The organism is Pseudovibrio sp. Ad13 (assembly GCF_001623225.1).
Classification (GTDB): Bacteria; Pseudomonadota; Alphaproteobacteria; order Rhizobiales; family Stappiaceae; genus Pseudovibrio.
The window spans coordinates 1-19,113 of the sequence record NZ_LMCC01000005.1; the positions used below are offsets into that span (position 1 = coordinate 1).

18 protein-coding genes and 1 tRNA gene are annotated in these 19,113 nt (G+C 53.4%); 2 read left to right on the forward strand and 17 right to left on the reverse strand.

The window, feature by feature from the left end; all coding sequences use genetic code 11:
• The first annotated feature begins 138 nt into the window (after nt 1-138).
• Nucleotides 139-215, forward strand: a tRNA-Met gene (locus tag PsAD13_RS06815).
• Nucleotides 216-460: 245 nt separating this feature from the next.
• Here the strand turns inward: PsAD13_RS06815 and PsAD13_RS06820 are convergent.
• From PsAD13_RS06820 to PsAD13_RS06845, 6 genes are all read right to left on the reverse strand, one after another.
• Nucleotides 461-3,673 carry an ATP-binding protein gene (locus tag PsAD13_RS06820; protein WP_063317676.1) on the reverse strand — a complete coding sequence of 1,071 codons (3,213 nt, stop codon included), beginning with the start codon at nt 3,671-3,673 and terminating at the stop codon, nt 461-463.
• Nucleotides 3,674-4,009: 336 nt separating this feature from the next.
• Nucleotides 4,010-4,429: a hypothetical protein gene (locus PsAD13_RS06825; RefSeq protein WP_063317677.1), complete on the reverse strand. Its 420-nt coding sequence runs from the start codon at nt 4,427-4,429 to the stop codon at nt 4,010-4,012.
• 2 nt (nt 4,430-4,431) lie between these two features.
• Complete coding sequence (locus PsAD13_RS06830) at nt 4,432-5,079, reverse strand: N-acetylmuramoyl-L-alanine amidase (protein WP_063317678.1); 648 nt, start codon at nt 5,077-5,079, stop codon at nt 4,432-4,434.
• Nucleotides 5,080-5,304: 225 nt separating this feature from the next.
• Complete coding sequence (locus PsAD13_RS06835; RefSeq protein ID WP_063317679.1) at nt 5,305-5,529, reverse strand: hypothetical protein; 225 nt, start codon at nt 5,527-5,529, stop codon at nt 5,305-5,307.
• Nucleotides 5,526-6,275: a DUF2793 domain-containing protein gene (locus PsAD13_RS06840; protein ID WP_063317680.1), complete on the reverse strand. Its 750-nt coding sequence runs from the start codon at nt 6,273-6,275 to the stop codon at nt 5,526-5,528. The genes PsAD13_RS06835 and PsAD13_RS06840 overlap by 4 nt, the downstream gene beginning before the upstream one ends.
• Before the next feature lie 10 nt (nt 6,276-6,285).
• On the reverse strand, nt 6,286-10,248 hold the full coding sequence (locus PsAD13_RS06845; RefSeq protein ID WP_063317681.1) for a glycoside hydrolase TIM-barrel-like domain-containing protein: 3,963 nt from the start codon (nt 10,246-10,248) through the stop codon (nt 6,286-6,288).
• A 163-nt stretch (nt 10,249-10,411) separates the two neighbouring features.
• On the opposite strand from PsAD13_RS06845, the gene PsAD13_RS06850 reads away from it, so the two are divergent.
• Complete coding sequence (locus tag PsAD13_RS06850; protein ID WP_063317682.1) at nt 10,412-11,533, forward strand: type I restriction enzyme HsdR N-terminal domain-containing protein; 1,122 nt, start codon at nt 10,412-10,414, stop codon at nt 11,531-11,533.
• On the opposite strand, the gene PsAD13_RS27235 is transcribed toward PsAD13_RS06850, so the two are convergent.
• The 11 genes from PsAD13_RS27235 to PsAD13_RS06900 are packed head-to-tail and all read right to left on the reverse strand — an operon-like array spanning nt 11,481 to nt 18,983.
• Complete coding sequence (locus tag PsAD13_RS27235; RefSeq protein WP_084404657.1) at nt 11,481-11,960, reverse strand: NlpC/P60 family protein; 480 nt, start codon at nt 11,958-11,960, stop codon at nt 11,481-11,483. The genes PsAD13_RS06850 and PsAD13_RS27235 overlap by 53 nt on opposite strands.
• On the reverse strand, nt 11,957-12,841 hold the full coding sequence (locus tag PsAD13_RS06855) for a DUF2163 domain-containing protein (RefSeq protein ID WP_063317683.1): 885 nt from the start codon (nt 12,839-12,841) through the stop codon (nt 11,957-11,959). Before PsAD13_RS06855 ends, PsAD13_RS27235 begins: the two co-directional genes overlap by 4 nt.
• A 5-nt stretch (nt 12,842-12,846) precedes the next feature.
• Nucleotides 12,847-13,476: a DUF2460 domain-containing protein gene (locus PsAD13_RS06860; RefSeq protein ID WP_063317684.1), complete on the reverse strand. Its 630-nt coding sequence runs from the start codon at nt 13,474-13,476 to the stop codon at nt 12,847-12,849.
• Entirely contained in the window at nt 13,476-15,479 is a 2,004-nt protein-coding gene (locus PsAD13_RS06865) for a phage tail tape measure C-terminal domain-containing protein (protein WP_063317685.1), read from the reverse strand. Before PsAD13_RS06865 ends, PsAD13_RS06860 begins: the two co-directional genes overlap by 1 nt.
• Entirely contained in the window at nt 15,472-15,663 is a 192-nt protein-coding gene (locus PsAD13_RS06870) for a hypothetical protein (RefSeq protein ID WP_063297202.1), read from the reverse strand. Before PsAD13_RS06870 ends, PsAD13_RS06865 begins: the two co-directional genes overlap by 8 nt.
• Nucleotides 15,660-16,187, reverse strand: coding sequence for a hypothetical protein (locus PsAD13_RS06875; protein WP_063317686.1), 528 nt, complete (start codon nt 16,185-16,187; stop codon nt 15,660-15,662). Before PsAD13_RS06875 ends, PsAD13_RS06870 begins: the two co-directional genes overlap by 4 nt.
• A 60-nt stretch (nt 16,188-16,247) precedes the next feature.
• Nucleotides 16,248-17,207 (reverse strand): phage tail tube protein, encoded by a 960-nt coding sequence (locus PsAD13_RS06880; RefSeq protein ID WP_063317687.1) that lies wholly within the window; start codon nt 17,205-17,207, stop codon nt 16,248-16,250.
• 12 nt (nt 17,208-17,219) lie between these two features.
• Nucleotides 17,220-17,660: a hypothetical protein gene (locus PsAD13_RS06885; RefSeq protein ID WP_063317688.1), complete on the reverse strand. Its 441-nt coding sequence runs from the start codon at nt 17,658-17,660 to the stop codon at nt 17,220-17,222.
• Nucleotides 17,660-18,307 (reverse strand): DUF6441 family protein, encoded by a 648-nt coding sequence (locus PsAD13_RS06890; protein ID WP_063317689.1) that lies wholly within the window; start codon nt 18,305-18,307, stop codon nt 17,660-17,662. The genes PsAD13_RS06885 and PsAD13_RS06890 overlap by 1 nt, the downstream gene beginning before the upstream one ends.
• The gene (locus tag PsAD13_RS06895) at nt 18,304-18,639 is read right to left on the reverse strand and encodes a hypothetical protein (RefSeq protein ID WP_063317690.1); all 336 of its coding nucleotides are present in this window, start codon (nt 18,637-18,639) and stop codon (nt 18,304-18,306) included. The genes PsAD13_RS06890 and PsAD13_RS06895 overlap by 4 nt, the downstream gene beginning before the upstream one ends.
• Entirely contained in the window at nt 18,639-18,983 is a 345-nt protein-coding gene (locus tag PsAD13_RS06900) for a DUF2190 family protein (protein WP_063317691.1), read from the reverse strand. Before PsAD13_RS06900 ends, PsAD13_RS06895 begins: the two co-directional genes overlap by 1 nt.
• Nucleotides 18,984-19,113 lie beyond the last annotated feature (130 nt).

The window sequence follows — 19,113 nt, forward strand, 5'->3', positions numbered from 1 at the left end:
CCATCCCGAACTCGGAAGTGAAACGCCCCTGCGCCAATGGTACTTCGTCTTAAGACGCGGGAGAGTAGGGCGCCGCCGGGCATGAATAATCCACACCGACAAATCTCTACAAAATAAAACAGAACAAACACATTTTACCGCGGGGTGGAGCAGCCCGGTAGCTCGTCAGGCTCATAACCTGAAGGTCGTAAGTTCAAATCTTACCCCCGCAACCAAATTATGATCGTAAGATCAAACACATAACAAAAGCCCTGAACCTCTGGTTCAGGGCTTTTTGCGTTCGCGTCAACACCACGTCAACATTCAAGGCAGTCGTGAGACGCTTGATGAGAAGTTTTTATGAGCGAAATAGTGGTAGGTTCCCCTAACAGTCTGGCATGAGAAACAAAACACAGTTGCAAATACTACAGATTAGTCCCAATGCCATCGTAGTTGTTGATGATTGCATCAGGAAGTGGGTTTAGTTTACCAGTCTTTCGAAGAGAGGGCACCACTGTGGAGCTGAACCTTTTCCTCTAGAATGCAGCAAGGGAAGACTATTATTGGGCACCGTAGTAGGGAAAACTATACTAAGACCCTGACCGCCATATCCAAGGGGTGCTTTTTTGTAAATTGACACTCCAATAGTCGTGGCCAGTTCTTTTGCGCGGTCCCGTTCTCCTGCATTTGAGAAGACTCCTTTGGGATCTGCAAATACCGATGCGTGTTCGTCTAAGATTTCCCCTGCTCGGAAATCCAAATTATCGTAGCTAAGTTTGGATAACTCCCTGAGCATATGTTGTTGACCTTCTTGGGTCGCTAGCAAAGAGAACGCCAAAACTAACGGATTGTCGCTAGTCAGTACAGCCAAGTTGTTGTCGTGGAAAGTTTTTAAGTTTTTAGCAAGTGACTTCCCAGTTCCAACCATGTCGTCAACTATTACGATTACCTTTGGCACGCCATGCTTTTCTACATGTCGCTGATAGGATTCATTAAAGGTTGAAGGCGGTAGAATAGCTGTTGTAGAAACTAAGTTTTCTTCAGCATAAAGTGAAGCGTATTTTTGGCCGCTTTTACCTTCGCCATCGACATAAGATATTACAATGTCACTACGTCTTTCGGTTTTCTTCCTTCGGACCGCAGCGTCTACTAATCCAAGCACAGTCAGACGAGCACTCCTAATTCGCTCTAATACATCTGCCTCAGAAAGGAAGCGTGTAGCCTTAAGGATCGTAAACAGTGCTCTTTGTTCGTGACTGCTGGGGCATTGGTCTAGCCAAGCCCGTACTTCTTCTGAGCCAATATGTCGGCCTCTATACGTTGGCCATTCACTTGTTAAAGCCACAATTTCGCTGGAGAGTACACGTGCCTCATCTTCGGCACGCAAAGCTTGTTCCGCAAGATCCTGAGAAAGCGCATCGGAAGCGAGCCTTGTCAAACCAATATCAACAAGCCATTGCTCAAAGATCGGTAAAGCTGCGCTGTAGAGACCGTCCACTTCAACGAGTACCTCACGACTTACAAAGTCGGCAAGTACACTCGTTAACTCGGCCTCTGTCATCTCGGAAGAGCTTTTATGTCCATAGATATTGGCGAGGGAAGCTGACTGGCCTGCTCTTATACAGCGAGCAAGGGCTGCGAGCACGCGTTTGCGTTTTAGCACAATAGGTTCTCGTTCATTTACCGGGGTAAATATGCCATCCTGCCAAAGGTGGGCAAATAGATTTTCGTCTAAGCGCGAAATTTCGGAACTAACAGCTTCACGAACTTCTTCACTAGTAACATCTACGTCACGTTCCCTCAAGGCGCGCGAAAATACCTTAGAACAGATTATCTTGCTGAAATATGGATTTCCGTTAGTAAGATTGTATACTTCGGTGACAGCATCTTCATGCCAATTTAGCAAATCGTAGGAAGGTTGACGAATAAGTCGAACGTAGTCGTCCCACTCAGAGGCGCGATCAAAGTAAGTTAAGTTGACGCGGGAAAATTTGTTCAGTTTCTGTCCCTGACGATCCATCACAAACGGCATGTTTTCTCCACCAACTAGCAATAGACAAATGTTGCTCGTGGTAGTTAACGCACGGATGTTGCCAAAAACAGTGTCTGCAAGATTTCCCTGTAGATATAGCTCTTGGGGCATTTCATCGAATTCATCGATGATAATGATGAAACGACGATCAAGATCTACGGCTTTTGCGGTGGCTGAAAGCTTAATCAGGGGAGAGAGCGAACCCTGATAGTTACCCTTGTTTACATTGATACTATCGGGGAGTTCATTCACTATAAAATCTTCGATTTGCTCACCAAGTTGCTGAAGCGAAACCCGCGGATCTTCATGCGCAATTTGACCCCACAAAATATAGTGCCAAGAAAACTTACTCTTGGGATCTAGCCTTTCCGCTTGAGCTGCTGCAGCAGTTGCCAGTGAGGTCTTGCCAACTCTCTTTTGACCAGTGATGTATGATGGCTCCATAGGACGTCTCAACATGCGTGCAATGAGAGTTTGTACTTGCTCGCGGCGCCCAACGAACTCAGTCCCTTCTGCTGGACCTGTTCCATAGGGATCGGCATATGTAAACGCTTCCCAGTTGACACCTGATGTCTGTGCTAAAACGTTCACGTCAAAAACAGCAGTTTGTCGCTGCGCTGTTCCAACTTCACCCCACTCTATCTCTAACATCGCAGAGACTTCGGAACTCGGTTCAAGAACATTCACACTAAGCGCAACTGAGAATTTTCCCGGCGATATATTTCCTAATGCGATCTCATCGTTGAGAAACAATATTTTTTGGCTATCGCTCACGACACTTACACGTACGTCGGTCGCAGCGCCACGCCCCCCACTTCTGAAAGGTACTAGAATACGCAGATCTCGATCAACCTCTAGCAGCGGATAGCGTTTGGGCAGGGTCGTACCTGACCAACCCTGTTCTACATGCGCGGTGAATCTGCCGCGGAGTGAGTCGATAAATTCATGAAGTAGTTTTGAAGTGCAAAGTAAGAACGGTTTGAGGTATTCTAGAGTAACGAATGATGGGTTTTCCTCCACCAAGTCTAAAGCATCGTTGATTGAGCGCTCACATGAATCAACATCAGCGGCAAGAGTCGCAGCGATCTTTGAAACTTGCTCTAGCTTAGCGAATACGGAGCTGACTGCGTCTTTAACCTCTGGAATTTTGTAGATAATTCCAAACTCAACCAGTCGCCCATGGGCGAGCGAACTCAAGATCGATTTGCGCCCTTCAATAAGAGAGGCGAGCGATGTATAAGACACAATAAGTGCGCCGAGTTTTTCATCGACCCATGCCTTTACCCCAACTAAAATCTCAAATTTCTCGTATGTTTGCTTTACATCACCGAGCTTAAAAAAGTTCGATAAACCGGGTAGGCCTTTTTCCACCAAAGTGACAACATTCCGGGAAAGCTGGTTTGATTGGTTGCTCTGTAGGAAGTCATCCACGGCGACAGCCCGCAAGACTATTGCAGCTGCGCTAGCCGGTGGATGGTTTTCGTTTGCTAGCAATCGTACAGCGTCCGCAACGGAACCGGAGCATGGAGTTTCTGCTAAATTAAAGAGCAAAGTCCGCAAAGCAGTTCGCGCGGCCTCGGTGTTGCCTTCAATTATTGCGGACTCAAAATCATTTAATGCATCGTTCTCATTATGTGCTTCAAGAATGTTCGCGTCTTGCATAACTACTCATTATCTGGCTGCTAGCAATTGAAAAAGTTACTCAACTTTTATTAACTGCCATAGTTTGCAACTTCAACCAGTGATTGCTTTGGTTGTGGGTTTAGTTCCCGAACAAACGGCTGCTATGCGGCACTCTGCGCTAGCGAAACAGGATGGCTTGGGCAACCGTTGGTTAGGACACAAAGTTGGAATCCTCTCGGCCGCTGAGTATTTGCAGTTTTTACGCTCCTGCGTCATTCATAATGCAATTGGTTGACTGCTCCAATGGATAGTATTTTCCCATTCGCGCACTTCCTTCCTCGCTTCTCAGCTACCAGCGCATCTATAAGCTGCCCTTCATTGCGCGGGATTGGTCCGCGGTAGCCGGGGCAGGGACGCAGGAGATCTGCTGGAATTGGTGGCGGCATTGTTATCTGAGGTAGAGGCGGCTCTCTTGCTGTACAAGCGCTCAGCAGCAGTGCCCAGAAAATCAGATAGGGGCGCATCACGGCTCTCCATGGATTGAAGATCGTTGGCGAGTTTCTCCCAGAGCTCGGCTTCCGCTTCTGCTTGCTGCAGATATGCCTTGTGGACGCGGGCCACTTCTTCAGCTCGAGCAAGTGCCATTTGAGCCTGAGAGAGTCGAAGCCTGGTGCTTTTCAGCTCAACTGCAATACGCTCTTGATCTCGAACATGATCGGCGAAGAACCAGAATGCAGCTGCGATCGCGGCAACAATAATTGCATAGGGTGCCAGACGGAATAGCAAGCTGATCATTTTCAGAGTTTCGCTTCGGTGACGAGGGAGCGAAGCCTGTTGCCCACCTCGATTGGATCTCCTGGACCTGCCATACCCGGCAACCAGGTAATATCCCATTTGCTACGCTGTTTGACGCCCAGCATTGGCTGAACTTCTGCATGGGTGAGGACGGAATACAAGGTCAGCGGAATCTGATAGGTCTCGCAGAGATCTGCAACGGTCTCTGCAAGTGCCTGAACTTGGACTTGTGTGATTGGATACTTGCCGGGATCAAATGGAGTTTGTTTTGCGCCTGCCATGGCATCCAGCGCTACGCCAATGGAGCCGGTGTTGAGCGCTCTGGTATGAGCAGCATAGCGGCCATCGAGGCAATTGGCATTGGCCTCTGGTTTCAGAGCGCCTGAGTGTGTTCGCCCCAAGCGATCGATGATCAGATGATAGTGCCGCCGCTCCAGCTCGATGAGCCCGTCCGCGCCAGCTGTCCAGTGCAAGATGATGCGATGAAGCCCTGAGGCGTGAAACAACTCCTTGATGCACTTCACGTTCCGCGCTTTCAACGCCTCAGCTATTGCTGCTCTTGTTTTTGGTCCATCAAGACCATCGATGGGACCGGGATCATAGCCCAGCGCAGCAAGCCGAGCTTGGATGTCTCGTGTGGTGTACGTCATGGTTAGTCCTCCAGACATAAAAAAAGCCGCCCGAAGGCAGCTTGAAGAGGTGAATTCTTTGGGATGGGTAGGCGTCAGGCTCGGTCTTTGGCTTTTCTCGCTTGTGCCAGCTCCTGAAGCGCCTGGGTGAGCTCCTGGCGCTTTTGGCGCACAGCAAGTACAGCCTGCCGACTACAAGTCTTGCATGTCCGCTTGCGGGGCTGCGGAGCGACTTTCAGGAAGCGTTTAATCACGGCGCTTGATCTCCTCGGTCAAAGTGCGAATGGCCTCTGTGCTGGCTTGCAGGCTTTCGGTAGCCTCCTTCTGGATTTCACGAAGGGCAGCGTTGTATTCTTTGGTATCTTCCCGCCACCAATTGAGAACCCGCCAGGCAAAATAGCCCAGACCAGCAATGGCAACGGCGGCGGGCCCTCCGCCCAGTGCACTGATGATTTCACTAAAATTGGTCATGGAGCGTCCGGCACACCGATGCTGAGGTAATGGATGGCCACGCTGACGGTGCCTCCGGTGAAGTCGCTACCATTCGCTGTCAGGCGGATAGGCGTGTCTGCATAAAAGCCCTGTGGGCCAATGATGCCCTTGTTGGTACTGCCAGCAGCAACGCCGAGACTGCCGCCGAACTTGGAGAGCTCGCCGTCAATGCCACAGTCGTAAGAAGTGGCGCCTGTGATTGCTGAGACTGTTCGGGTGGAAACACCAAGGCAGATGGAGCGATCAGGTATGGCAATTGTCGTCGCGACGGAAGAGCCCGATAGGTCGGAGAGCGTTTCCTCCAGAACACCCAGGCCTGTGGTGGCTCCAAGCGTCCCCCTGGCGACATGAACCAGCGGCGCTGATTTCAGAAGGCTCAAGGCATCAGAGAGGGATTTCCAGCTACCGGTAATATAGACCAGCAATGTTTCAGCATCCGCGTCCCAGATGCGCATTCCGACGATGGCGGGCAGCCGGAACCAGCTGCCATCGGTATAGAAGGCCACATCCTTTTCCCAGCCAGTCCATACGTCTGTGGCGGGAGAACTCACGATGTAAGCGTCGCCCTCACCGGGGGAGCTTGGCGGTGCTGCCGAAGTTGCATTGAGGACCCCCATCTGAATGAGGCCATCGAGCAGGCGAAGGGCTTCATTGTGGGTGACATGCTTTTGTGCCTGCGCTGCCATGATGTAGGGCAGGGCAAGCCGAGATGTTGTCTCTGACATGGATGTTGCCTCAGAAGTACAAAGTGGCGGTAAGCGGCGTGCCGCGGCCTAAAGTGTTGGAGAGCTGGTAGAGGCGGAGGGTGAGCATGTCTCCTGCTGAGAGCTCTGCCCCAAAATCCTCTAGCTGCTGTGCGCTGGTATAAACAGCATTACTGGCCGCGGAACTCAGCGTGCGGATCACTGAGCCGTCTTTGGAAATCTCCACCTCATAGGCCTCGACCTCTTCGCCAAGTGGCACATCACGTGAAAGCCAGCTGTCCGCTTCGGGCACGCGAGAACGCCTGATCCAGGAGAGAGTGAGATCTCCGGGTAGCCGTCCTGTGCGATTGGGCTGGGCAACATGAACCGGAGAGAACGGACGCAAGCCATTGGCTTCCGGCGTAAAGCCTAGTGCTAACGTGGCAGGATCAGAGAGTGACGCTCTACCAGGCGCGATGCGCCACCGGAACGGCAAGCCAATCTCGCTCAAGGTTATGGGAGCAGGGATCAGGTTATCATCAAGGCGAATGACCCTTGCGCCTACCGAGATACTATCAGGGATAGAGCTCTCGGTGCCACGCTGACCGCGAAGCAGCCGTGAGAGCTTGTAGGTGCTAGGCACTATGAGCTCTGCTCTGCTGGCCTGAATGATCTCCCAGGTGCTGGGAGCAGTCTCAATGGCAAAAGCATTGCTGCCCGCAAAGAGTTCTAAGTCTGTAATGCTCTCGATTGTTCCTGAAGAGACTGAGACTACCAGTTCATTGCCAAGATCAAACCTGGAGGTCGGACCTCGCTTAAGAGGCTCCATTGTTACCCCAAACTGAGCTGGTGTGGTGATCTGCGCAACGGACTTAAAGCCAGCCTCGCTCTGACTGCGATAGACATTGAGGATACCGGGCCAGGGATCGGCATGAGCTGCCATCAACGGCTGATGAGCAGGGGTACTGTCTGAGAGTTGCGGCAAATCGAGAAACGCAAACAGTGGTTTGCCAAAGACAACAGCCTGCGAAAGTGCGCCATCCGTTCTCTTGCGTGATGGTCCTGGCGGCATATCGTAGACTTGGCGGTCTTGCAAAACGCTGGTCAGCTTGCGCTCCAAGCCATCATTCACGCTCAAGAGCCGCAAATCATAGCTTCGGCCATCATGATCCAGCACCACCACATCTGTGGGATCAAGCGCAAGCTCTGAGGGTGGAAGGGCAAAGCTGGCGCCTTCGCGTCCAACCCAGGCTTCTTGAAGGGCGCGGCGTACTTGGCGCTCTGCTTCTTCTGGGGCAACGGCAAGCGGGAAGTTTTCTGATGAGACCCGGCTTGCCTGTACCGTGACCCGCTGCGCTTCCACCTGGATGGCGTCATAGTCTTCATCTGCTCGGGCAACAGACCATTTGAGCGCTTGAGGCAGTTCGGTTTCCTGTGCGCGTTCAAGCTCGATGGGTTCGGTGTCTTTTGGTGCTGCCACCAGATCATCAAGCTCAAGGCGTTTGACGGCTCCGCGTCCTCGCATCTTAAAATGCAGGATGCCTTGGCTTTCGACCGCATCAAAGCCGAAGTGACGGGCCAGCACGGAAATTGATGCACGCGGGCTTTGCAAGGCGGAAATCACATAGCCTTCAACGGCACCATAAAGATCCGAGGTGTCGATCAGATCTCCAGACAGCCCAGCTCGCTGGCATAAGTGTTTGACCAGCGCACCAAGACCAACGGCTCCGAGCCTGCCACCCAGCCAGTGACCCAGTTGCCAGTTCTCACCATCTGACCAGACATTGGTAAGCTCTGGGAAGAAGGGGTAAGGCCGGGCATCCCATGTCCAGGCGGAGCAATTGCCAAGGTCCAGCATAGAACCGTTATAGACGCTTGATGTGGGATTGTTGTCTGGCTCTTGCCAATAGCTCAGTGTGGCATTCAAAAAAGCCCGCTGGATGGCATCATCGCGCCAGACACGAGAAAAGTAGGGTGCTTTGGATTCCGATGACTTGGGATCAATGAACACATTGGGCTGGTTGGTGGCGCGGTCTACAGCAGGGCAGCCGAACTCGGTAAACCAGATGGGTTTGCTCTGTGGCACCCAGGCCGTTGGCGTTGTCTCTTCCACACCGCTCGGGCGGTTATAGTGCTGATTGCTCCACCAGCTCTGCAGGTCTTTGTAACGAAACACCCACGGCTTGTTATGCGCGCCATCAGTGATTGGGGTCCTGACCTGAGCAATGCGATCAACATCACTTGCATAAAACCAATCGAAACCTTCGCCGCCGGTAATGTTGCCCTTCAAATAGCCCTGATCGTAGATGTGCGGGTGGATCTGTGCATCGACATGGTCAAAGCCATCACGCCAGTCGGAAAGCGGCATGTAGTTATCAATGCCGACAAAGTCGCAGGCATCAAGAGCCCAGAGCGGATCAAGATGGAAGAAGAGGTCTCCGCTGTCATCTGCCAGCCTGAAGCCGAAATACTCGGACCAATCGGCAGCATAAGAAAGCTTGGTATCTGAACCCAAAACAGCGCGGACATCGCCTAAAAGGCTGCTCCATTGATCGACTGCAGGAAAGCTGTTTGCTGGTCCTCGGACTTGATTAAGAGCCCGCATTTCAGAGCCAATGAGAAACGCATCCACTCCGCCAGCAGCTTTGCAAAGGTGGGCATAGTGCAAGATCATGCGGCGCAGGCCCCAGTCATCAGGTGGCCCCGTCCACGAGACACTGGTTCCGCTCACACCGAAATCACCAATCGTGGCAGAGCCAAACAGCGCAGACACCTGTCCAGTTGCTATTTCGCCTTTGTCTGGCGAGCCAGCAAAGCCAGAGGCAGGAGAGCATGTTATCCTGCCACGCCAGGGATAGGCTGGCTGGCCAACTTTACCGGCATCATCGCTGTAAGGATCAGGCAGGGTGTTGTCTGGTGGATTATCCATCAGGATGAAGGGATAGAAGGTCACTCGCAGGCCGCGTGCCTTGATCTCCTTGACCGCCTCGACAACGGAAAAGTCAGCAGGCGTGCCGCCAAAGACGGGATCGCCTTTGTTATCACGGCTGACCAGAAAAGCATCAGACCGACTGACACCATTCACGTTCCAGGGCGTGCTGGCGTTCTTGGTCGGCTGATCGACACCTGGGTGGATCTTGCAAGTTCCGCATCTGAGATCATCGCCGAACCAGGCAACCACAAGTGAGATACTTTGGATGTTCGGGGCCGAGGCTTGCAGGCGATCTAATGCACCGATGAGATCAGCTTGGGTCGCTTCTGCATTTACGTTGATGCCGGTTGTCTTGGCGCCGCCTTCGGTTTTGGTCACCTGCCGTGTGGCATAGACATATTCGCCGGATGCCGGGATTAGCGTGACGGACTGCAACCGGCCTTCTGGTGTGCCGTCCAACAGTGGGCGAAACACTTCCACCGTGATCTGCGGAATGCGGTTGCCATAGCTTTCCAATAGCAGCTCTTCAAAGACCAGATAGGCTGTGCCGCGATAGGCCGGTGCCGCGTTCATCTTGGCCTTGATGAGGGGATCTGGCTCTTGGGCCTCATCGCCTGCATACCAGCGCCAGGTGACACCTTGCAGATCCATAAGCTCACCATCTGCCCAGATGCGACCAATGCCGGTAAGAACCCCTTCGCACAGTGCGATGGCAAACGAGGCGTAATAGGCGTAGGTGGTTGTGGTGACCTTCGGTCCGCCGCCTTTACCGCCACCTTGGGTCTGTTGGTTGATCTCCTCGCGAAAATCCGTGGCCCAGACGATGTTGCCGCCAATCCTCATGCGGCCAAATACACGGGGGATGACGGCGCCCTCTGTTGAGGTGGTCACCTGCAGGCGATCAAGCCGCTGACCTTCAATGGTTTGGTCGGGAAGTGTTGTGCTGATCAGCCAGCTGTCAATATAGGACCCAGCTGCCGCGCCGATTGCACCACCGATTGTGGCTGCGGTCACGCCAAGAAACGAGCCGCCAATGGCTCCGCCCACGGCGGTGCCAACAGCGCCGAGGACAAGTGTAGCCATGGAAAGCCTCTTTTCTGATCAGTATGGAAATTTTGCTTGGAAGTCAGTTTTTTAGCGAGGGTAGCCGCTATTATCTGGATACCACGAACACTGGTGTTGCCTTTCTTGAGATGACACTTTTAAGTTGATTAAAGTGCTCGATCCGCAAGAGAGAAGTTGTGAAATGACGATTGTGACACCAACAGTTCTTCAACAAGCTCATTCTTATAACGAAGCAAAGGTGCGATATCAGGTCATAGATCCCATTATGCGAAAATTAGGCTATGACGACGGTGGAGAAACCTACATCGAGCTCGAGGAAGAACTTGCCTACCCTTATTTCCACATTGGTCATAAAAGCAAAAAAAAGGATTTACCGTTAGGATTTCCTGACTATAGAGCGGGATTAAAAGGAAGGCGTGGTAGCTTTGTTGTAGAAGCGAAGGCTGCAAAGGTAGATATCTCTGCGGAAGATGTCGAACAAGCACATTCTTATGCTGCACATGCCCAAGTAGGCGCAAACTATTTTGTGCTCTGTGATGGGAATACACTTGTCGTTTATGAAACACTGTCTGGTCCTAACAGCGACCCAATCGTTGATGTACCTCTGGCTGAAATTGACGCAAGATTTCATGAGATTGAAAATATCCTAGGGCCAGAGAGTTTAGCAAAAAACTGTCAGGTTTCTTATGATTTAAACCTTAAACTGTGTGACGGGTTAAGGTCATCCGCTGAGCTCCGTTCAAGAGAATATGAGATCGATAAATGGTCTTTCCATATTTATCAAAATGGTATTGATAAAACGGAAGATTTCAAGAAACTTGCTCCGCAGCTGCAAGACTTAGATGTGCAAATGGAGCAGTTAAGAAGCGATTTTAACCTTAAGATCGAAGAGGGAGCCTTAAAGCGAGATAGAACTGGCAGGATTAGTGCTCAAATTAGTTTCGCTGGTGCGACTAAGAACAATTTGTCTGCCATGAAGCAGCTTGGTATTAATACTCTTACTTTTGCTACAAAGGATGAGTTTCTGTCGCTAGATCGTACTCAGCCGACCGTTTTTGAGACGACAGCAGATTTCTCTCTTGAGCACGGTACGATGTTTCCCCAACTTCTAGGAAGTGCGGTACCAATCGATACAGACCTAGAGGGGGATACGCACACTATCGCTTATCTTTTCAAGGAAGCAGATGCGGTTCTGGGTGATTACCTTTCTACCGCTGTGTATAGAGTTCCACAGTTTGCAAGTTTGGGGCTCAAGTTAGAGTTAAAATTTCAGGGCCGCATATTGATACGCTTGGCATCATAATTGAAAATCTAAACCCAAACGCTAGCCTGCGCCTCCATGCCTCTGTGAGCTGTTGCTCAATAACTCCAACCCGCTCACAGCCATGGATGAAGTGGCTGGCATCACTCATTATTCCGCAGTGCTTGGCGATAGATGTTTCCTTCATCCGAAACAGCAGAATGCAACCGGGTTTGATCTCCTCAAGAGGCACCGGCTGCAGCCATTTCCTCGCCCCTTCTGCCAAAACCTCTATGTCTCCAGTTTCCCCCCAATCCCGTGTGTAGGGCGGGATCACGGTGGGTTCATCGCCGATGACCTCGCGCCAAACACCGCGAATGAGCCCAAGACAGTCGCAGCCCACCCCGCGAACACTTGCCTGATCGTGATAGGGTGTGCCGACCCAGCGCCACGCTGCTGAGATGATGCGCTCTGCCTGGTCTTTGCTCACAACGGCTCGCCCTTGTGTCCCCGGCTGGTGGCGGCATAGCGGATCAGCGTGTCATTGCCGGGAATGTGCGGGAAGCCGCGATAGTTATCGCCGTTGCTGAACTTTTCCAGACAAGTTTGCCAGAGCTTGTCACAGCCGGCCTTAATCTGGAAAGTATCTCCAATAGTAAACCGTCGCACCGGCGCTTCCAGCAATGTGATGATGGTAACGCCAGAGATGATCTCATGGCGGGAGACTTCTACCTGCCGATCTTGGTTCTCGCCACTCTGCCAGTTAAGCAGGCCAAGAGCAAACCAGTCAGCTGCAAATTCATCTAAGCCAGAGACGACAAAGCCACGATCGCTGATGAGGCTGGTGACGGTGCCGGTAGCGCTAAGTTCAGGCGCTTCCAGATTGACTTTGCAGCGGTTGTCACCAAGGGCTGCATCGCAGGCATTCTGGAAAGTGCGACCCACGCTTTGCTCCAGCACATGGGCCATGCTGCGCACCTCGGCAACAAAGGCGGTTTTGCCGCGTCGTATCTGGCCGATGGATCCACGTCGCATCAGAACCCTTTCCTCAGGGTTCTGCCAGTTGACGCGCCAGACTTCCACACTGGCATTGTCCCAAAGCCCGGCAAAGATATCGGTCTCGGAGATATGGTCGGAAGACAGCACCCCTTCGGCTTCCTGTGCATCCACGGCAAGATCGGATGAGGCGCGTAGTTCTGATGGGATGAGCCCGGTCTCCGGTTCAAAGCTGGTGCCATCAAACTGAAGTGTCAGATCATGATCGGTAAAGCCAAAGACCACACCGTCTTTGCGGATCAGCCGCCAGCACCAACTCAGTGTGGTGGAGCCACTGGCAAGGAGAGTTGCGAGGCCTTCGACAAGCTTCTTCATGACTGTTAGGTGTCCCGAACTTCAATTAGTGGAATGGAGGTGATGGACCCAAGGCGCTCCAGGTCTAGCGTGATGTCGATGCTGTCGGTGTCAAAGCGGCAGGGCACATCGAACTCAAAGCCGGCGGTGATAATAGTTCCTGAAGCTGGGGCGCTATTGAAGTTGATGAGCCCGGTGGCAAGGTCAGCTGTCCAGCCGCTGGTTTGCTCTGTCCCGTTCACCGCAACCCGGATGCTGCCAGCCTCCGGCTTCGTGATGGTGCGCCAGTACCCAAGCGCCACTGTGCCGTAGAGCTTGCGCAACTGGAACTTGGTCTGTGTCCCATCGCCAACGCCCAACTGCTGATCCAGTGGCGTAATGGCTTTCGAGGGCAGGGCGCTTTTATAGTCTGCCCAATCCTTGAAACGGAAGGCATAGAGCCGACCATTGCGTGCTTCAAAGAAGGCAATGACCTCCTGTAGCTGATCATTGCTGCGAATGCCAAAGGCCACATCATATTCACGCCGGGAGTTGGCCCAGGAGGCATTACGCTCCTCATTTCCAGAGTAAAGCTCAACCACTTGCGTGCGGCGGCGCGGTCCACCGCGGGCTCCGCGGCTGATCTTCTCCGGGAACCGCACATCATGAAAGACCATTAAAGCCCTCGGCGACCGCGAGCCACCACCCGCTGAATGTCAGCTGCCACCTGTGTTCTGGATTGGCGAAAGGACTCTGCATCGCGGGTTTCGATATTGACGATAACGGGCGGCATAGATTGTTGTTGCTGCTGCCTGCCACCTCTGAACTCATCAATGATCCGCTCTTGCGGATGCATCAGCGCGAGGAACCCGCCGCGGCCATCAAGCCCGCCGGTGCGCGGGGCCGAGCCCGTATGCCCACCACCCGCAAAGCTTGTTGTCGGCGTCAGGAGCGACTTGAAGAAGCCGGATAATAGGGTCTGCAGGCCACCTGATGGATTGCTCAAGCCGCCGGAAAGACCCGAGGCAATGGGGCCAAAGATAAAGCGCCGGGCTGCCAGCTTTGCCATATCGGCAATCAGCGAGGTGATGAGGCTTTTGAACTCCAGCTTGCCGGTTTGAACGAAGTTGGCAATGGCTTGCTCGCCATCGGAGAATACTTTGACAATGCGATCGCCAAAGGCAGCGCCAATATCGCGGGCACTGGCCACATAGGCCTCGATTGATGCAAGAGCAGCTTCCCATCCGGTCTTAGCATCCTCTGCAGCTTTTTTGACTGCCTTGCCGGTTTTATCTGCCGTCTCCGCGATGCGGTTGAGGGCATTTTGAACAGCGCGGGTTTTGATGGCAGAAAACAGCTCACCCATGGGATCTTGCTTTGAGATCTCGCGAACGCGCTCATCTAGGGCTCTGGAAGCTGCTGCCACTTGGTCTGCATAAGGATTGGCGATCTGCCCAATCTGGACGGTTGGTAGCTCACCAACGCGGAAATTCTCATCAAGGCCGGGAATATTAGAAAGCACCCGGTCGGCGGCCCGACTTAGCGTGTTGAGGCTCTGGGTGGTTTTGCGGATCATTAGGTTGATGCCGCGGATGACTGCATTGGTGGCTCCGATCATCAGAGCAGCAAAGGCAGCTGGCAATTGCTCCCAGATGGTGGTGACGATCTCATAAGTGATCTTCATCTCGTTGATGATGAAGTTACCTGTTGCTTTGGTGGCAGCCACCACACGGGTCCAGGCCGCTTCAAACCACGGAGCAATCGCATTGATGAGAGGAGCGACCAGCGCATTAAACCCATCCCGGATGAGCTGCCAGACGGCAAGCAGTGTATCGCCCATGGTGACTGAAGTCTCAGTGGTCTGATTGATCTCATAGGTCAGGCCAGCAAAGGCAGCTGTTACCACACCCACGGCAACAGCCACTGGCCAGAACCTGCGTGCCACACCGACAAGAAGGGATCTTAGATCTTTGAAAGCTCCAGAGACGCCGCCATTACCAAAACCATAGATCTGGGCAATCTGCGTGCCTTGCTGGGCCAGCACCAGAAACGGGTTTTGCCCACCAGCCAGCGAGACACCAATATCATTCACCTGAAAGAACATCTGCTGCAGGCGCAAGGTTGCGCCTCGCGATGCGCGGGCCATACGAGTGATAGCCGTTGTCCGGTTCTTAAGGGCAGCGATACTTTGCAAGGTCTCGCTGCGCTCACGGGCAATGGCAGCTGTCATCTCATTTGCAGAAAGCGCGCCTTCCAGATGGGCGGCTTTAATCTCTGAGATGGCTTGCCGGTATCTGCGGATCACACCAAAGACAGGATTATACCGGGCCCGCAGATCATCCAGCGCCTGGCCTTGGGCCAGAAACTCTGCTGTGGTCTTGCCAATCGCGGGTGTCACACCGCTCATGCGGTTGATCTGATCAATCAGCGGTGTGGTGGCTGTTGCCGTTGCTCTGAGGGCATTGGCTGAACGGGCGGCTTTAGCGGCGAGCTGTTCCAATTGTTCCCGGCCTCTGGCAACAGCCAGGGAGACCTCATCAAGTCCCGCATTAGCAACCTCGCTGGCCGATCCGATCTGGGTAAGAGCCGCGCTGCCAGTCTTGCCGATGGCAACCAGTTCATCTTTGAGGGCTTTACCACCAATCGCTGCCAGCCTGACAGAGACCTTGCGTTCAACCATCTGCCTGCAGCCTCTCGTTAATCTTGGCACATGCGATCTGCTCGATCTCGGGCAGGATCAAAGCTGCCAGATATGGATTGGCATCAAGATTATCAGCAAGCTTTAAGGCAGCTCCCATGTCCCAGCCCAGAACCACATAGCCGTTCATGGTGGAGATGGTGCGCACCTGACCGCCCAGTCTCATGACGACCTGCCAGAGCCGTCTGCCGTCTTGGGTTTGCGGCTGGTTTTGTTTTTGTGGGCAGTCTTTGCATTTACTGGGGCACGCGCTGCAATATTCTGCGCCGCCGCTGAAGTGCCACTCAGCAAGGGCGCAGAGACGTTTTTTTCTTCAAGTATACCTTTATCCACCTGAAGCCAATATTGCATGTAATAAAGCAACCACGCATCGGCGACTTGTGGATGCCTCAAAAATGCTTCGATGTGGTCAGGTGTCAACTTTGCCTTAACGCCTGAATCTTCTTCCACACCTTCCCAGTCACGAATGACTTGCTGTGCAACGACTAGGGACAGAACACGGGCAAGCCTGGTGGCTTTGCCGGGCTCGATCACTTCAGATAGTACTTCATCACCGGCAAGAGCTGTCAATCGGTCATCGTCACGGGCGGCATCCATGATGTCGGTGACGGCAGGATCGGCCAGCACCCGAATGCCAGCTTCGGGGATGAGGTCATACCATTTGGGCTCTAAACTGAGATCAAGGCGCATGGCAGTCTCCTTGCCGCGTTTTCCCGAAAAGTGGGGCCGGTTTTCGGATAAGAAAACGATCTAAACAGATGGGTTATCATAGGAAGCAACATCATTTTGAAGCGTGGCGGTTGCCATTCGGCCCAGCGTCTCGTCACGGGCCGCTTGCCAGGCAAAGCTCACTTGAACTCCGCCAGGTCCCTCAATGGCAAGCTTAGGCTTGGGCAAGTAGACTGCATGAGCGACAAGCTCAAAGCTGGTGTCACTGCCCAGCGCATAGCGGAAACTCAGTTTGCACGGATCTCCAGAAAGGGCTTGAGACAAAAGCGTCTGGTCAGCAAAGCGCACATCAATGGTACCAGACAGCATGGCCATGGCGGGATCTGCGCCATCAATCATGCCATCTCCGCGGATGGTCTCGATGGGCTCCAGATTGTTGGTATAGGTGATCTGGCCAGAAGTGATGTTGCCGAGCTGCACATCATTGCGCAGGATGGAGCCGCTAAACGAGCCAAACCGCTTGAGAGGCAGTTGCTCCAGATCACCGGTGCTCGAAGTGGTGCCAGTAACCTCACCCTGAGCAATCAGGTTGAGGGTGGCCGTTACCAAGCCTGAGCGCTGCATGGTCCAGTTGATGGAGTTGGCCCTGCATCCGGTGTTCATGGCAAAGTAGGGCACATCGGGCATGCCCACCTCAATGGCAAGACTGGGCAGGTCCCACTTACCACTTTGAAACTCATGCGAGTAGGGCACTGCGGAACCCGTTGTTTCCGGCTCGCCGAACAGCGCCTTTAGCCAGATGCCAAGATAGCGCACATCAATGGGCACGCTGATATCGCCTTCCGTGGTGATGGCGTCTTTGACGGGCGGGTAGGGATCACGGCCCTGGCCCAACAACTCGCTTTCCAGTAAGGGTTGTTCGCTGCCAAGGTTGGAACTGGCGAAGGGTATTATCCAATAAGAACCTGCTGCAGGGGCTGTGCCATAGGTTGCTTCAAAGGCCGCAGCTATCACAGAGCGGGCACCTTGGGCGCGGGCCATGGGTATTCCTTTCTAAGCTAGAGGATCGGCGGAGGCGTAGATCAATTTGATGGTGATGCTGGCAGCCTTGACGGCCTCGGTGCCTTCCAAAGCCAGATCAATGGGAGCAGGAGCTCCAGCCTCCAAATAATCGCACAGACCACCAAGACTTCTATCTGAAGCAATGGCAGCACCTACTGTCTGTTTCAGCGCATCAAAGTTGGCATCCCGCGCTTCAGCCTTTCGTGCTTCCACCAGCAGATCAACTTCTGCGCGGTGTTCATAAAGGTATGAGGGCGGTGACAGCGTGACCTGCGGTTCTCCGGGATCACCATCACGCAGGATCAAGATGCCTGCCTCGGAAATGCGTTCAGGATAGGCTTCATTGCGCAGAAGTTTAGCACCCTCAGGCGTGTTGCTTTGCAGCATCTGAAACAAAGCCCTCAACACTTGTTCTGAGGTGCTGGAGCTCATCAGCGGTCCTTCCAGTTAGCAACAATGAGGCCGGGCAATCGGCTTTCCCAAAGTTCGGTGTCATGGTTCAAATCCAGACGCTTCTTGAGTTTGACTTGCGGCACCAGCAAAAACACCGGAACGGTCTGCGCACCGGTCAGGATACCGTCCTTACGGCGCCGGCCACCTTTCTTGCCAATGCGTCCGCGTTTGGTGAAGCGGGCGTCCTCTGCCACCAACAGGGAAGGTTGGCCACGCCGATAGACAAAGCGCAGGCGAATACCGGTGCGTCGCTCAAAGCCGCCCGGCGTAATGCGCTTGTTTTGCGGCCCGCGCATCTTGGCGGCAAGGCCTATGGGAATGGCAAGCCAGAAGCCTTCCTTGGATCTGATGAGAACACCGCGATCATGGGCATCCACCACTTTGCTGGCACGGCTATAAACCAGACTGGCAGCTTTAAGGCTTGTTCCTCGTGTCGGGTAGCTCTGCTGGCGGATCGTTCGGGCCAGCCTGGTGCCAAGGCCCGAGGTTTGGATCTGGGAACGCCAGTCGTCTTTAAGGCCCTTGCCAGCAGTGCGAATGCCTTTGGTGACAGCGTTCTCGGCAAGCTCCAGCTCTTTTACCATCAGGTCTTCTGGAGAACCCTTGACCTTGACGAGAAGCTTCATGAGTCTGCGGCTTCGCCTTGCCAGATGAGTTGTTCACGGTCCAGGGCTGGCTCGCCGGTCAGCTCATAGATCTGTTCCGAGAGGGTTCCGTCTTCGGCTAAAAGTTCGAAGGTATCGTCCTTGGAGAGTTCTGGGACTTCGATCACCCGTACATCAATGAACATGGCATCTTGTCGAAACCTGCCGCCATTGAACTGCTGTAGGGCATCGGGGGAGCGTAGGATAATGCGCACCGGCTGGCCATTGCCTCGACCTTGCCTGCGATAAAGCGCAGTGCGGGCCATGCTGTCATCGGCAAAGATCAGATCGATCGCCGAGGCAAAAAACTCCATCAGCCAAAGGAGCCGTTAAGGCGGACCTTGCCGAGAATGTCTGCTGCGCCGCCACCGACAGCTTCCGTTGCAGTGCCGATGAGCGTGTTATCTGTAGCAACATTGGTGCAGTGTTTGGCTGTGTTGTCCCAATAGACAGCGGCGCCCAGGCTCCACGCCTCAGACGGCGCTTTGGCGAGCTCATAGGTGCCCACAAGGTTCAGTATACCGCTTGCGTTCTCCGCGATGTCGCCGGCGGCAACGCCAAAGATTGTGCCGAGTAAGGCGCCGCTGCCGGAGCTAATCGGTGCGCCTGTGTCATTGGTGAACGTAAGTGTATTTCCCTGAGAGATGAAGTTCTTCATAGGTAGGCCTTTGATGTGGATTTCGTTGATGCGAGAGTGAGCGTTGAGATACAACTAAGTAAGCAGGTTCTGGGCGGTAGAAATGGCGCTAGACTATGACTTAGACAAAAGCTGGCTGGCCGTCTCAGAT

What these genes read in the sequence shown, in the direction of transcription:
- PsAD13_RS06820 (WP_063317676.1), bottom strand. Translation starts at nt 3,673, where the DNA reads ATGCAAGACGCGAACATTCTTGAAGCACATAATGAGAACGATGCATTA.
- PsAD13_RS06825 (WP_063317677.1), bottom strand. Translation starts at nt 4,429, where the DNA reads ATGATCAGCTTGCTATTCCGTCTGGCACCCTATGCAATTATTGTTGCC.
- PsAD13_RS06830 (WP_063317678.1), bottom strand. Translation starts at nt 5,079, where the DNA reads ATGACGTACACCACACGAGACATCCAAGCTCGGCTTGCTGCGCTGGGC.
- PsAD13_RS06835 (WP_063317679.1), bottom strand. Translation starts at nt 5,529, where the DNA reads ATGACCAATTTTAGTGAAATCATCAGTGCACTGGGCGGAGGGCCCGCC.
- PsAD13_RS06840 (WP_063317680.1), bottom strand. Translation starts at nt 6,275, where the DNA reads ATGTCAGAGACAACATCTCGGCTTGCCCTGCCCTACATCATGGCAGCG.
- PsAD13_RS06845 (WP_063317681.1), bottom strand. Translation starts at nt 10,248, where the DNA reads ATGGCTACACTTGTCCTCGGCGCTGTTGGCACCGCCGTGGGCGGAGCC.
- PsAD13_RS06850 (WP_063317682.1), top strand. Translation starts at nt 10,412, where the DNA reads ATGACGATTGTGACACCAACAGTTCTTCAACAAGCTCATTCTTATAAC.
- PsAD13_RS06855 (WP_063317683.1), bottom strand. Translation starts at nt 12,841, where the DNA reads ATGAAGAAGCTTGTCGAAGGCCTCGCAACTCTCCTTGCCAGTGGCTCC.
- PsAD13_RS06860 (WP_063317684.1), bottom strand. Translation starts at nt 13,476, where the DNA reads ATGGTCTTTCATGATGTGCGGTTCCCGGAGAAGATCAGCCGCGGAGCC.
- PsAD13_RS06865 (WP_063317685.1), bottom strand. Translation starts at nt 15,479, where the DNA reads ATGGTTGAACGCAAGGTCTCTGTCAGGCTGGCAGCGATTGGTGGTAAA.
- PsAD13_RS06870 (WP_063297202.1), bottom strand. Translation starts at nt 15,663, where the DNA reads ATGAGACTGGGCGGTCAGGTGCGCACCATCTCCACCATGAACGGCTAT.
- PsAD13_RS06875 (WP_063317686.1), bottom strand. Translation starts at nt 16,187, where the DNA reads ATGCGCCTTGATCTCAGTTTAGAGCCCAAATGGTATGACCTCATCCCC.
- PsAD13_RS06880 (WP_063317687.1), bottom strand. Translation starts at nt 17,207, where the DNA reads ATGGCCCGCGCCCAAGGTGCCCGCTCTGTGATAGCTGCGGCCTTTGAA.
- PsAD13_RS06885 (WP_063317688.1), bottom strand. Translation starts at nt 17,660, where the DNA reads ATGAGCTCCAGCACCTCAGAACAAGTGTTGAGGGCTTTGTTTCAGATG.
- PsAD13_RS06890 (WP_063317689.1), bottom strand. Translation starts at nt 18,307, where the DNA reads ATGAAGCTTCTCGTCAAGGTCAAGGGTTCTCCAGAAGACCTGATGGTA.
- PsAD13_RS06895 (WP_063317690.1), bottom strand. Translation starts at nt 18,639, where the DNA reads ATGGAGTTTTTTGCCTCGGCGATCGATCTGATCTTTGCCGATGACAGC.
- PsAD13_RS06900 (WP_063317691.1), bottom strand. Translation starts at nt 18,983, where the DNA reads ATGAAGAACTTCATCTCTCAGGGAAATACACTTACGTTCACCAATGAC.